Here is a 13676-nt window from a genome sequence, read left to right as displayed (position 1 = left end):
TTATGGGAGAAATCAGAAATCTAAAACCGGAGTGCATCTGGCGTAACTTTGATGCACTGACACAAGTTCCACGTCCATCCGGACATTTGGAAAAAGTACAGAAATTCTTGCTCGATTTCGCGGCAAGCGTTGGCGTAGAGGCCTTTCAAGATCCTGCGGGTAATATCGTGATGCGCAAGCCGGCCACGCCGGGCATGGAGAACCGCAAGGTCGTGACCATGCAAGCCCACATGGACATGGTGCCGCAGAAAGCGCCGGAGAGTACACACAACTTTGAAACCGACCCCATCGAGACCTATATTGACGGCGAATGGGTGAAGGCCAAAGGTACGACACTGGGGGCTGACGATGGAATAGGCGTGGCAGCCATTATGGCTGTGATGGAAGCTAAAGATCTGAAGCATGGTCCGGTAGAAGCTTTGATTACGGCTGATGAAGAGACGGGCATGTATGGTGCCAATGATCTGCCTGAAGGAGAATTGCAGGGCGATATCCTCATGAATCTCGACTCGGAGACTTGGGGAAAATTCGTCATTGGTTCAGCCGGCGGCGTGGATGTTACCGCAACACTCGATTACAAGGAAGTGGCTACTGAGGCAGACGACGCTGCCGTGAAAGTGACTCTTAAAGGACTACGTGGCGGTCATTCAGGTCTTGAAATTAACGAGGGCCGTGGTAATGCCAACAAGCTGATGGTGCGCTTTGTGCGAGAAGCTATAGAGGAAACTGACGCCCGTCTGGTCAGCTGGCATGGCGGCAACATGCGTAATGCCATTCCGTTCAAGGCAGAAGTGGTACTAACGTTGCCGAAGGAGAATATTGAGGCACTTAAAGAAATGGTGGCTGATTGGAAAGCCGACTTTGAAGATGAATTCAAAACCATTGAGAGCGGTATCGAATTCTTTGTAGAAGAGGTTGAAACTCCGAAGATGGAAGTGCCTGTAGAGATTCAGGACAATCTGGTAGACGCTATCTATGCTTGCCACGACGGCGTGATACGCTTCATTCCGGTTTATCCCGATGTAGTAGAGACATCAAGCAATCTGGCTATTATTGATATTGAGGGCGGCAAGGCTGCCATCAAGATTCTGGCCCGTTCTTCACGTGAAGATATGAAAGACTATGTTGCTACGATGTTGGAGAGTTGCTTCAGTATGGCTGGTATGAAGGTTGTGATGAGCGGGAGCTATAGCGGTTGGGATCCAAATCCCAACAGTGAGGTCCTTAACTTGCTGAAAAAAGTTTACAAAGAACAGAACGGTGAGGACGGTATCGTACAGGTAGACCACGCCGGTTTGGAGTGCTCTGTCATTCTGGGCAAATATCCTCACATGGACGTAGTGAGCTTCGGCCCGACCCTACGTTCGCCTCACACGACCACGGAACGCTGTCTCATTGCCACGATTGAACCTTTCTGGAATCTCCTGAAAGCAGCGTTGGAACAGGTGGCAATCAAGTAAGATAGTACGATAAGCATTTGTAGAGATTTTTGTTGAGACCATTCAAATATGTTAAGAAACATATAAAAAATGTTTGGAAGTTTAAACAAAAATCTTTACTTTTGCATTCGTTATCCTGAATACAATCTTTTTACCTTAAAGAAAACTAATACCTATTGAAGATTTGGAGCGGTCGACTGTGAAGTTAATCGCTTTTTTATGTCCCTACTTTTTCTTTTTCCTTATATTTATATTCTTTCAAGAGTTTTCTCATTTTGCATGCTAATTCTTTCTTCTTACTCCTTCTGTAATCGCAAGTGTAAGGAAAGAAAAGATCAGGGTTATGATGAAGAAGCTCCGATAGCCGACAAGTTCTTGGAGATAGCCGGCGGCAAGGCCGGGAATCATGAGAGAAAGAATCATGAGAGATTTGGCTATGGCATAATGTGTAGTCTTTTGTTTACCCCGGCTGTAATAGATGAGGAATAGCAGGTAGGCTGTGGTGCCGAATCCCAAGCCGAACTGTTCGAAAAAGACACAAATACTTATCAGCGGAAAGTTATTGGGCAGTATGTAGCTCAGGAAGATGTAGATGAGTTCGGGGAGCGACATGGAAAGCGCCATCGGCCAAAGACAGCGGCGAAGTCCGTTGCGACGGGCTGCCAAGCTTCCGATAATACCACCCAGTGAGAGGGCGACAACCCCCACTGTGCCTTGAACGAAACCATATTCCTGGGGCGAAAGGCCAAGCCCGCCATTGTGGGGCGCGTCGATAAGGAAGAGTGTTGAGATTTTACTGAACAGGCCTTCGGGCATGCGGTAGAGAAAAATGAAGAGCAGGAGGGCGGCCGTCTTATCGGTGAAGAAGGCACGGATTGTGACATAGGATTTTCGCCAAATGGTATAGATATTGATATTTTTGCCGCGATGGTCTTCGAGGACAATTGGCAATTGACGGTGATTCCACAGCCACAAGCCGATGAATATACCCGTGAGCGCATAAAAGGCGAGGCTCCAGGAATAACTAATGCCATTACGATAAATCACTTGAATATTGCCTGCCAGCATTACAAGAATGCCTTGACCGAAGATACCGGCAAGATTGTAGCAGGCTGAGCGAATACTCATGTAATGGGTCTGGTCGTGAGACGATAGGGTCATCGTGTAAAGGCCGTCGGCCGCAATGTCGTGCGTGGCGGAGGCGAAAGCCGTCAACCAAAAGAAGAATAAAGTGGATTGGAGCCAATTATCCGTAGGTATCGTAAAGGCGATACCGCCCAATGAAGCACCGATGAGCAGTTGCATACTGACAATCCACCGGCGTTTGGTCTGGATGATTTCTACGAATGGACTCCACAAAGGCTTGATGACCCACGGCAAATAGAGCCATGAGATGTAGAAAGTGATCTCTGTATTGCCGAGTCCCATTTGTTTGTAAAATATTAGGGAAACAATTGTTACGGCAACATAGGGTAGACCTTCGGCAAAGTAGAGTGTCGGAATCCACGACCAATTCTTCATAGGCTTAGTGTTGAAAAGAAGTATTGATACAAGGGGGCAGTCTTAAATGAGGAAGTTTTAAATTCTACTGATATATTTTTCTGATGTCTGCTCCGGGATAATAGTGTGTCAGAATCGCGTTGTATTTAAATCCTTGTTCACCCATCACGGCTGCGCCAATCTGGCAAAGTCCTACGCCGTGGCCCCAACCGGCACCGATAAGCTGAAAACGTTGAGGCACGCCGTTTATAATATCATATTTATCGACAACAAACGCACTGCTATATAAATGAGAAGTACTTAAAATACGTCTGATTTCCAATTCTTTACCGACGGTTAAGGTTCTCTTGGTTCCTATGATCTTAAGCCGGCAGAGTCTGCCACTTGTACCACGCTCGATGGGGATGAGGTCTGTAATCTTTCCGAAATCGATACCTGATTTTTGAAAGATCAGTTTGCTTAATTCCTCTTGCCCGTAATCAACCGTCCAGCGATAGAAATCAGTCGTCTTCTGATCATAGTCATTGAGCACCTGGCTTAGAATCTTTTTGTCGTTCGTATTGCAGAAAGCCGCAGGTGACGTGCGAATCCATTCTTCTGCGTTCTTTTCAATGGTTAGGTCGGGAAGGGGAGTATTATTTGGAGTTATATCACGTAGTTTTGTCAGATAAGGCTTCTTGATATTTTCCCAGCAGTATTGAAATTCTTCAACCATGCCACCACAGCTTTTGGAGAAACGGGCGTCGCAGATTTCATGATCATAGGTGAGAATCTGCCCCCGGGTAGTAGCTATGGCTTGTGCTACATGAGGCGATGTCTCTTTGGTAATGCCTTGATATCGTTGACAGTGATCGTCGGCACAGACGTCAAATAGCGTATGGTCTTCGCGGTCGTACCATTTGATAAGGCTTTCGTTATCTTGGAAACAAGAGGCTGTTTTTGTCTTTTTATTGTTTGTAGAAGTTCTTTTGACCATTTGTGCCAGAAGCCAGCTGCGTGAGATTACGGCATGGGCCTTGAGCAATTCCGGACTGGATGTGGCACTCATCTCGCTGGAGATTACGCTCTCCAGATAATCTTCGACAGGGAGCTCGTTAATCGCATAAATCTTATGATGATTAAGAAGGAGACGAAGGCTGCCAGTGAAAGTTTGGGTTTCTTGGCGTTGCCAATGAAAGTTTACGCCAATTGTTACATCATTGAGCGAAAAGGAGCACTGCCGTTCGGTAGGAATAAAAAGAAGTTCGTTGACAGCTTCGCCATTCCACGCGATCTTACCATCTATGAAGGTCGCGATTTGTTCACCTTGGACTTGCAATCCATTGATGAGATAAGGTTGATTAAAAGTGAAATGGAGCGTTTGTCCCGATACGATTCCTACAGAAACAATTGGTTCTTTCTTAAAAAGCGTTTGCGTAGTGTGCGTGAACATTGTGGAATCGTCAATTAAGGCCTTTTGCATAGCTTTAGGATTTATCTGGTTTTACGTGCAAATATAATACAATTTGGGTAAAACTTATTGCTTTTATCTCGTTTTTTGCTAACTTTGCAGCAAATATATCAATATGGAAGGAATCAAAAAGTCGCTTCTTGGATTGACATTGTCTGAACTGAAAGTTGTCGCGACAGAATTGGGTATGCCAACTTTCGCCGGTGTTCAGATAGCCAAATGGATATATGGACATCACGTGAAGCAGATTGACGAGATGACGAATTTGTCTAAGGCGAACCGATTGAAACTTGAAGAAAACTACACGATAGGAAATGCTACGCCGATTGATGCGCAGTATTCCGCAGATGGAACAATCAAGTATCTCTTTCCTACCACTCATGGAGAATTTGTTGAAACAGTATATATACCGGAAGATGACCGGGCAACCCTTTGCGTATCTTGCCAGGTAGGGTGTAAGATGAATTGCCTTTTTTGCCAAACGGGTAAGCAAGGTTTTGAAGGCAGTTTAGACGCAACAGATATCTTGAACCAGATTTACTCCATTCCTGAGGCTGATCGGCTAACCAATATTGTCTTTATGGGGCAAGGTGAGCCGATGGATAATTTGGATGCGGTGTTGCGTGTGACACAAATATTGACAGCCGGCTATGGGTGGGCATGGAGCCCGAAACGGATAACCGTGAGCAGTGTCGGCGTGAGAGGAAAGTTGCAACGTTTCTTGGAAGAGAGCGATTGTCATGTGGCCATTAGCCTGCATTCGCCGCTTCCGGAACAACGGGCACAACTAATGCCGGCAGAAAAAGGCATGAAGATAGAAGAGATCATTGATTTGCTCAAAAAATATGATTTTAGTCATCAGCGTCGCCTGTCGTTTGAGTATATCGTTTTTGGTGGAGTCAATGACAGTATGGCCCATGCTCGTGAAATTATCAAGTTGTTACATGGTTTAGATTGTCGGGTCAATTTGATTCGTTTTCATCAGATACCGGGCGTGGCTCTTCATGGAGCGGATGAACAGACGATGGAACATTTCCGTGATTATCTGACAAAGCATGGCGTTTTTACAACCATTCGTGCCAGTCGTGGACAAGATATTTTTGCGGCTTGCGGACTACTCTCGACTTCAAAGAAGATCGGAGAGATACGGAATGAACAATAAAAGAGGACCAAACAGATTGAAACTGTGTTTGGTCCGATAAAATTATAATATAATGGAAAATAGAAAGATTCGCGTTGCCATTACACATGGCGACACCAATGGAATAGGATATGAACTCATCTTTAAAGCATTTGCAGAACCGGAGATGTTGGAGTTGTGCACTCCGATTATATATGGTTCGCCTAAAATAGCGGCATACCATCGTAAGGCGTTGGATATTCCTGGTAATTTCACGATTATCAATAGTGTAGAAGAGGCAACGGACGGGCGACTGAACTTGTTGCCATGCTTTGATGAGGAAGTTAAAGTGGAATTTGGAACACCTACGGAAGAGAGTGGTCGGGCAGCCTTGAAAGCGATTGATAAGGCGATGACCGATTTTCGGACAGGAACTTTTGATGTATTGGTGGCCGCTCCGATCTGCAACCATAATATTCAAGGTGAAGGTTTTAAGTTTCCCGGACATCGCGAGTATATAGAAACAAGTTTGGATAATGGCAAGAATGGGTTGATGGTTTTTGTCAACGACCATATCCGAACGATTCAATTGACGCATCAGATGGCTCTGCACGACGTATCAAAAGCGGTGACAGCTGAAAATATAGAGAAAAAGGTTACTTTGTTCTTTGAGTCATTGCGTCGTGATTTTAATATTTCAAATCCCAGAATAGCCGTTCTTTCTTTGAATCCGTTATGCAAAGACGGGAACTGGGGAGAGGAAGAGAAGAGCATCATCATACCCGCGATTCAAACGTTGTTTGACGAAAAACGTATCAATGTTTTTGGTCCTTATGCAGCTGACGTTTTTTTTGAGAAAGGAAGTTATCAGGAATTTGACGGTGTGGTAGCCATGTATCATGATCAGGCCGCTATTCCGTTGAGCATATTGACGGCCGAACCATCCGTGAAATTACTGACCGGACTTCCTTTGGTTTGTACGGCGGTCAATACTGACAGTTGTTTTGACATCGCCGGTAAGAATATGTGTGAAGCAGATTCTTTCCGTCGTGCGATCTATCTGGCTATAGATGTGTTACGCAACAGGGAACGCTATCAAGAGCCATTGGCCAATCCTTTACCGAAACTTTATCATGAAAAGCGTGATGAGAGTGAGAAAGTCCGTTTTTCTGTTCAGCAAAAGCGTGAGTCCGGTAAGGATACTCCACGGTCTAAAAAGTCTCAAAAGAGTGAGGGCGATCATGCGGTAGAAGCGAAAACAGAATGAGAAAAAAATATCAGAACGGTTTCTTTATTTTTGGAATAGTCGTGTTGGTGATTATGATTACCCAACTCGACTTTTCACAAGTGTGGGAAGGATTACGGCATGCCGGTTATTGGTTTTTCGCGGTGCTTTTGTTATGGTTTTTCCTGTACATGCTTAATACAGCGTCCTGGTTTACTATCATTCGGAGTCAGGATTCTAAAGAAAGCAAACCGTCTGATATATCTTTCTGGTGGTTATATAAAGTAACGATTTCGGGGTTTGCTTTGAATTACGCAACACCAGGAGGATTGATGGGTGGAGAACCTTATCGTGTGATGGAGCTGGCCCCCAAGATTGGTACTGAACGCGCGTCCTCGTCAGTAATTCTTTATGCCATGACACACATCTTTAGTCATTTTTGGTTTTGGACGTTGTCAATATTTCTTTATTTACTGACGCAGCCGCTTAATTTCATGATGGATGTTTTGCTTGGTGCAGCGGGGGCTTTTTGTGTATTGGGCTTATGGTTTTTCATCTCAGGTTATCGGAAAGGATTGGCTGTAAGGGTGATGAATTTGGTTCGCCATATACCTTTTGTGAAGAAATGGGCAAGTCCTTTTGTAGAGAGCCATCGCGAGCAATTAGATACAATAGATATGCAAATAGCGGCTTTACACAAGCAGAATCCCAGAGCCTTTGTCAGTGCGGTTTTACTTGAATTTGCTTGTCGTGTCTGCTCTGCGCTTGAGGTTTATTTCATATTAATGGTAATGTTGCCCGGTGTAGACTATGTTCAAAGCATATTGATATTGGCCTTTACAACATTATTTGCTAACCTTTTATTCTTTATGCCTCTGCAATTAGGTGGACGAGAAGGTGGCTTTGTCCTTTCAATAACGAATTTAGGAATATCGTATAGTGCCGGTGTTTTTGTAGCCCTTATTGTCCGTATTCGTGAGTTAGTCTGGACAGGCATTGGCCTCTTGTTGATAAAATTGGATAAGAAGCGTCGGTCAGATAGCTTGAAATAAGCAGGATGATATGATGCAAGATATATTAAACTCAAATCTACCGCACCCTGAATTATCTTTACATATACCATCAAAAAAGTGGTATTATTTTGAAAAAGAAAAGAACCGGACGAAAATAAGCGATTGTAGAGCAAGTTTATAAAACGCTGGTTATCAACACGTTGTGCTTTTTAGCGTATTTTTCCCTCGCTTTTTTACCCTTCATCGCTATGCTTTCAGGCCATAATCGCGGCCCTTTTGCCGACTAAAAGCTATGCTTTGGCCGTGTAATCGCTGTGCTTTGAGCCGATAAAAGCATAGCTTTGGGCATAAAAGGATATAAAAATCGGCAAAGCGAAGGACTTTTTCGGCGTTCCGGCAGTTAGATGACGTGTTGCGGAAGTGTTAAAATCCGGTAGTTTTTTCTGACAAAAATTACGGATACGCGGAATCAATTAATTGGATGGGCTTACTTTATTCTACCGGTGTAAAAGTGGTTTTATATATGTTTGGGTTAAAAACTGCCAAAATTGCAGTATATTGGAATTTAATATGTAATTTTGTCACCTAATGAATACATCAGAATTACAGAATATAAAGCAAAGATACAGCATCGTGGGTAACTGCGACGCGTTGAATCATGCGTTGAATGTGGCCCTTCAGGTGGCTCCTACCGATCTTAGCGTTCTTATTGTAGGCGAAAGTGGCGTTGGTAAGGAGATCTTTCCACGGGTGATACATGATAATTCTCCTCGTCGCCGTGAGAAATATTTTGCAATTAACTGTGGATCTATTCCCGAAGGAACGATAGATAGTGAACTCTTTGGCCATGAGAAAGGATCGTTCACAGGAGCTGTTGGCGAAAGTGAAGGCTATTTTGGAGTGGCTAATAAAGGTACAATATTCTTAGATGAGGTTGGCGAGTTGCCTTTAGCAACGCAAGCACGTCTTTTGAGGGTGTTGGAAACAGGTGAGTATATTCGTGTGGGTGGCCAGAAAGTTCTTAAAACAGACGTGCGCATTGTGGCTGCAACCAATGTTAATATGCGCAAAGCTATCAGTGAAGGTCGTTTTAGGGAAGATCTCTTTTATCGATTGAATACAATTCCAATCTCTATTCCCCCCTTGCGTGATCGTGGTGAAGATATAGTATTACTCTTTCGCCTCTTTGCCATGCAGATGGCCGAGAAGTATCGGTTGCCTAAGATTACTTTGCAAGAGGACGCAAAGCGGTTGCTGTTGAAGTATAAATGGCCGGGAAATGTTCGGCAACTGAAAAATATAACAGAACAGATGTCGATTTTGAGTAAGCAGCGAGAGATCGATACAGAGACAATTCTTCAGTTTATTCCGCAAGACATGGAAAGTCGCCAGTTGGCAACAATCAATTCTGTCGGTGCTCATTCGTATGAAAATGAAAGGGAACTTCTATATAAGATTCTTTATGAACTTCGTGGCAATGTGAGTGATTTGCGCCGTGAGATGAATGGATTGCGTAAACAACTGGATGAGGCAAGAACCCTTTCTGATGCAACCGCAATCCAAGTCCGGCAACTTGACACAGGTAGAAACTTTCCAACTTTGCAGGCTGATTCGGAATTACACCGTTCTACGATTCAAGACGCTGTGGCAGAAGAAATCAATGAGCCCGAGAGTTTGAACTTGAGTGATTTGGGGCGACAGATGGTAGAGAAGGCGTTGGAGCGTAATGGAGGCAATAGGAAAAAAGCCGCTCAAGAACTTGGAATATCTGATCGGACACTCTATAGACGTATCAAACAGTTTGGCTTGGATTGATATCGCTCTTTTTGAAAGAACATTTGATGGATCTTAGCCGAAGAAAATAATTATGTGTGTGAATTAATCGACCACTTTTTAAATGAAGAATAATAAAACATTTATTTATCCGATGAAGGGCAATTTGCCAAAGAGGTTCTTTTCTTTGACGCGGCAGCCCGCACTGCATGCAATTCTTCCCGTCTTGTTTCTTCTGCTATTTTCTTCATGCGCGATCAAACTGCGTATGGATGGAGCGAGTATTGACTATTCTAAAACCAAAACGATTCAGATAGCCGACTTCCCGATTCGTTCCAGTTATGTGTGGGGACCTATGGGACCATTATTCAATAATGCTTTGAAAGACCAGTTTGCCAATCATACCAAATTGATTCAGGTTAGACGAAATGGTGACATGAAAATAGAGGGCGAAATCACGCAATATAGTCAGCGCAATAAGAGTGTTTCAAGTGAAGGTTATTCGGCCCAAACAGAACTTTCTATTACTGTGAATGTGCGGTTTACGAATAATGCCAATCACGCGGAAAACTTTGAACGGCAATTTACGGCCTCTCAAACTTATGAAACCACACGCAGTTTAAACTCTGTCCAGGAAGAACTTGTAACGCAAATGTGTAAGGATCTATGTGATCAGATTTTTAACGCAACAGTTGCCAGTTGGTAATCTCTATAAGTAATCATTATGAATTTGACCGAACTGATACTGCATCCCGAACGCATGGATCGTGAGACTTTATACGATCTGCGAAGCCTTTTGGCTTTGTATCCCTATTTTCAAACGGCCAGACTCCTATTATTGCAAAACCTCTATATTCTTCATGATTCTTCTTTCGACGAAGAGCTTCGCCGAACAGCCATCTATATAACAGATCGTCGGATCATCTTTAATATGATAGAGGCGGCCCATTACAAACTTCAGCAGGCAGGCAAACAGGCTACTCTTTCTGGTTTGGATGAGAAAAAGACAAATCGTACCATTTCATTGATTGATGATTTTCTGAATACAATCCCTGTTGATGACGCGGAAGATTCTAAGAAGCAAAAGCGAAAGCCTACGCCGGCAGACGCTGCTGTTGATTACGTTTCTTATCTGATGGAAATTGAGTCAGAAGAAACAGCACCAATGGAAGTAGATACTCCTCAAATGAAAGGGCAAAATCTTATCGATGCTTTTATTAATAATGAAGGAGGAAGCTTTACATTACAGGAAACCCCGGAGTATCTTCCACAGGTTGAAGACTTGGATGGAGAGACAGGTCAAGTTGGTGATGAGGGCTACTTTACAGAGACTTTAGCCAAAATTTATATCAAACAAGGTCGTTATTCCAAAGCTCTGGAAATTATTAAGCGATTAAATTTGAATTATCCAAAAAAAAATGCTTACTTTGCAGACCAAATACGTTTCTTGGAGAAATTGATTATCAACGCGTCACATGGTGCGCATCATTAATAAGCATGGTAATTTTTTCTTTAGAAAATGGTTATTGAGCAATAAATAATATAATAATAACAACAAAATGATTTACACTTTATTCGTAATTCTTATTGTCCTGGCTTCAATTCTGATGATTGGAATTGTACTTATCCAGGAGTCCAAAGGCGGAGGTTTGGCTTCAAACTTCTCTTCTTCAAACTCTATTATGGGGGTTCGTAAGACCAATGATGTCGTAGAAAAGGCCACTTGGGTATTGGCGGCAGCAATGGTTGTAATCAGTGTAGTTTGTGCTTATGTAGCTCCTACGGCTGTGACAGACCAGAGTGTTATGGAAAATAACGCTATTGAAAACGCCGCGACTAACCCCAATAATGCTCCCGGTTTTGGAGCAAGTCAGACTCCTGCGACCGGTCAGCAGCCGAATGGAGCTTCTCAGCAGTCTGCAACACCGGCAGCAAAACCTTCTTCGGCTAAATAATATTTGCCGAAAGGATAAAAAGGATAATAAGAGTGCAAAAATATAATATTTTATTTTGTAAATAAAAAATAATGTTATATCTTTGCACTCGCTTTTGATAAGCAACCAACATGGTGCCCGTAGTTCAGTTGGTTAGAGCGTCAGATTGTGGTTCTGAATGTCGTGGGTTCGAATCCCACCGGGCACCCTTAAAGCGGAAGTCTTCATGTAAGGCTTCCGCTTTTGTTTAGTTTGCCCGGAACCATTCTATCAAGTCGAAGTTCCTATTATGTTCTTCAATCGCCAGTGATTGAGTATTCTTTATTAATTTCAATGCGATATTTGTGGGAAGCCTTGTGGTGAAATGATTATTTGCCGACAGCAACCTTTCTTCCCTTTTCAATAATTGTATCAATGCCTCGATAGAAGTCTGCGGAAGTCATGTCGATTTTATAATCGGGCGCAATGCCAAATTCGGTGGATTGCTTTTGATGATCGTACATGGGACAAGCAGAAAAACGAACACCCCAACCATTGGGGAGTTCACTTGAGAACGGCATACCTGCTCCACCTCCCGTCTGATCGCCTACAATGATGGCGCCACAGCATTTCATGTATTTTACAAATTCGTTGGCAGCGCTGTAGACTTGGCGATTAGTCAATACGACAACTTTCTTTTGCCACCGCAACCCTTTGGCCGGTTTTAACCATTGTTTTTCCATAGCCGAAAAGTCACAGTGACCTTTACCTGTTTTATGTTGCATGTAGCCCACCAGCAGTTTTTCGTTGGTGAAGTGGGCTGCCAGCTCTTCCGCACTTGTCAGCATGCCTCCGCTGTTGTCGCGAATATCGATAATCAGCGCGTTACAAGCCAGAAATTCATTCAGAATGTTCGTGATACTGCTGTTGCCAAACTCGTGTTGAAACGACGCGCAACGCAAGTAACCAATATTATCATCCAGCACTCGATACTTCATGCCACCCGCAATCTTGTAGTCCGTGCCCAGATATTTGTTAATCAAAGAGTCGGAAATGTTACTTGGATAATCTTCATGAAAGCTCCAATTACGTGCGATATCGAAACTGGAGTAGAGGTTAACATGCCCGTCGCGTAATTCCTTCAGCATATTTCCCAACACTTCAAACAACTGGGCTTCCGTCATGTCGTCACTAATCTGGCGGCTAAAGCGCCGATAGACATCATCCCAGTCGAGTCCATATTGTTCTGCCTTATAGTCAAAAAAGCTATAGTGTTCGTCGATAATGTGCCATAATGCCTCAAAGTTGCCTTTGGGATTATCGGCATACTGCTCTTCATCCACGCAACTGCTTACGAAAGGCAGTAGCGTGCAGAGAGCCAATCCGAGTATCTTTCTCAATTTTCTCATAGAATTCCTTTTCTCTTAAAGCACCATGCCCAGTACGATCGCGTTGGAATAGACATGTTGTTTCAGTTGGTTGACCCGGGCCTGCTGAAAATCACCTAAGTAACCTATACGAAATGTACGGCGCCCAAGTTTGAAGTCAACCGTTAACATCTGGCGCATCGATGGCGCGTTGCCCGGCCATGTGACCACGATATTATGGTCGTAATTGCCCCGTGAGAAGATTTCATAATACGATTGGCCGTAGTTGGGCGAGAACATCAGCCCGATGAGGGGTATATTAAGTTCATACCTTAATATATACAGACGGTTATGAAGGCTGAACTTGTACTGAGCCGAGGCATTGGGCGACAGACAGAAGTTGGCTCTGGCTTGTGCCGGGTTATTACTATTGCGTGTGTTGTAGATAAATCCCAACATCATTTCCGCCATCAGGCCGGCCTTGATATTGATATCGCCACCTCGCAGGTCCCAGTTGTAGTGGCGTCCATAGCCAAAATTATAGGCCCCGGCCATCTCCCGGCCGTTTCCGGAGCGATTGTCTGTATAAGCGAAGCTACCTTGATTGATAATTTGCGTAGACATCTGTCTGCCCGTTTTACGATAGGTGGTGTGTGAGATATACTTCACTTCCGGCCCGGTATATTTCTCGGGCGAGAGATAGGTATCAAGAATATTACTGTGCCCAAAGCCTACCATACGGGCCGTGACGGCCTGCTTGATTTGGGGTTCCATGATGTAGATGGTGTCGTGGATAACGGTTTGGCCCCATGCTTCTGCCGTGCAGACAGCCAATAGTAGGGCGCCGATAATTTTCCTGATACGCATGGCTTGAAA

At 43.8% G+C, this 13676-nt stretch carries 12 protein-coding genes and 1 tRNA gene; 9 read left to right on the top strand and 4 right to left on the bottom strand.

Annotated features, from left to right (window positions below; translation table 11 throughout):
- The first annotated feature begins 2 nt into the window (after positions 1 to 2).
- The gene (locus JHU38_RS04075) at positions 3 to 1460 is read left to right on the top strand and encodes an aminoacyl-histidine dipeptidase (RefSeq protein WP_107582169.1); all 1458 of its coding nucleotides are present in this window, start codon (positions 3 to 5) and stop codon (positions 1458 to 1460) included.
- A gap of 261 nt (positions 1461 to 1721) precedes the next feature.
- Here JHU38_RS04075 and JHU38_RS04070 read toward each other — a convergent pair whose 3' ends face one another.
- Both JHU38_RS04070 and JHU38_RS04065 read right to left on the bottom strand, forming a co-directional pair.
- Entirely contained in the window at positions 1722 to 2960 is a 1239-nt protein-coding gene (locus tag JHU38_RS04070; protein WP_107582170.1) for an MFS transporter, read from the bottom strand.
- A 64-nt stretch (positions 2961 to 3024) separates the two neighbouring features.
- Positions 3025 to 4401 (bottom strand): SpoIID/LytB domain-containing protein, encoded by a 1377-nt coding sequence (locus tag JHU38_RS04065; protein WP_199222655.1) that lies wholly within the window; start codon positions 4399 to 4401, stop codon positions 3025 to 3027.
- Between the two features lie 103 nt (positions 4402 to 4504).
- Here JHU38_RS04065 and rlmN point away from each other — a divergent pair, with 103 nt between their 5' ends.
- The 8 genes from rlmN (at position 4505) to JHU38_RS04025 (ending at position 11662) form a co-directional block, all read left to right on the top strand.
- On the top strand, positions 4505 to 5551 hold the full coding sequence (gene rlmN / locus JHU38_RS04060; protein WP_107582171.1) for a 23S rRNA (adenine(2503)-C(2))-methyltransferase RlmN: 1047 nt from the start codon (positions 4505 to 4507) through the stop codon (positions 5549 to 5551).
- A gap of 52 nt (positions 5552 to 5603) precedes the next feature.
- The gene (locus tag JHU38_RS04055) at positions 5604 to 6776 is read left to right on the top strand and encodes a PdxA family dehydrogenase (RefSeq protein WP_107582172.1); all 1173 of its coding nucleotides are present in this window, start codon (positions 5604 to 5606) and stop codon (positions 6774 to 6776) included.
- Entirely contained in the window at positions 6773 to 7786 is a 1014-nt protein-coding gene (locus JHU38_RS04050) for a lysylphosphatidylglycerol synthase transmembrane domain-containing protein (protein WP_107582173.1), read from the top strand. Before JHU38_RS04055 ends, JHU38_RS04050 begins: the two co-directional genes overlap by 4 nt.
- A gap of 549 nt (positions 7787 to 8335) precedes the next feature.
- Positions 8336 to 9562 (top strand): sigma-54 interaction domain-containing protein, encoded by a 1227-nt coding sequence (locus tag JHU38_RS04045; protein WP_107582174.1) that lies wholly within the window; start codon positions 8336 to 8338, stop codon positions 9560 to 9562.
- Between the two features lie 82 nt (positions 9563 to 9644).
- Positions 9645 to 10226, top strand: coding sequence for an LptE family protein (locus JHU38_RS04040; RefSeq protein WP_369917213.1), 582 nt, complete (start codon positions 9645 to 9647; stop codon positions 10224 to 10226).
- An 18-nt stretch (positions 10227 to 10244) separates the two neighbouring features.
- Positions 10245 to 11012, top strand: a complete 768-nt coding sequence (locus JHU38_RS04035; protein ID WP_107582175.1) for a hypothetical protein — start codon at positions 10245 to 10247, stop codon at positions 11010 to 11012.
- 67 nt (positions 11013 to 11079) lie between these two features.
- Positions 11080 to 11475, top strand: a complete 396-nt coding sequence (gene secG / locus JHU38_RS04030; RefSeq protein ID WP_107582176.1) for a preprotein translocase subunit SecG — start codon at positions 11080 to 11082, stop codon at positions 11473 to 11475.
- Positions 11476 to 11588: 113 nt separating this feature from the next.
- Positions 11589 to 11662, top strand: a tRNA-His gene (locus tag JHU38_RS04025).
- 160 nt (positions 11663 to 11822) lie between these two features.
- Here the strand turns inward: JHU38_RS04025 and JHU38_RS04020 are convergent.
- Both JHU38_RS04020 and JHU38_RS04015 read right to left on the bottom strand, forming a co-directional pair.
- Positions 11823 to 12842 carry a S41 family peptidase gene (locus JHU38_RS04020; protein ID WP_107582177.1) on the bottom strand — a complete coding sequence of 340 codons (1020 nt, stop codon included), beginning with the start codon at positions 12840 to 12842 and terminating at the stop codon, positions 11823 to 11825.
- Positions 12843 to 12857: 15 nt separating this feature from the next.
- The gene (locus JHU38_RS04015) at positions 12858 to 13667 is read right to left on the bottom strand and encodes a DUF3316 domain-containing protein (RefSeq protein ID WP_107582178.1); all 810 of its coding nucleotides are present in this window, start codon (positions 13665 to 13667) and stop codon (positions 12858 to 12860) included.
- Between the last annotated feature and the right edge of the window lie 9 nt (positions 13668 to 13676).

It is taken from the genome of Prevotella illustrans, assembly GCF_017426725.1.
Lineage (GTDB): Bacteria > Bacteroidota > Bacteroidia > Bacteroidales > Bacteroidaceae > Prevotella > Prevotella illustrans.
Note: the sequence above shows the minus strand (reverse complement) of the source record. Positions and strands in the feature narration are given on the sequence as shown.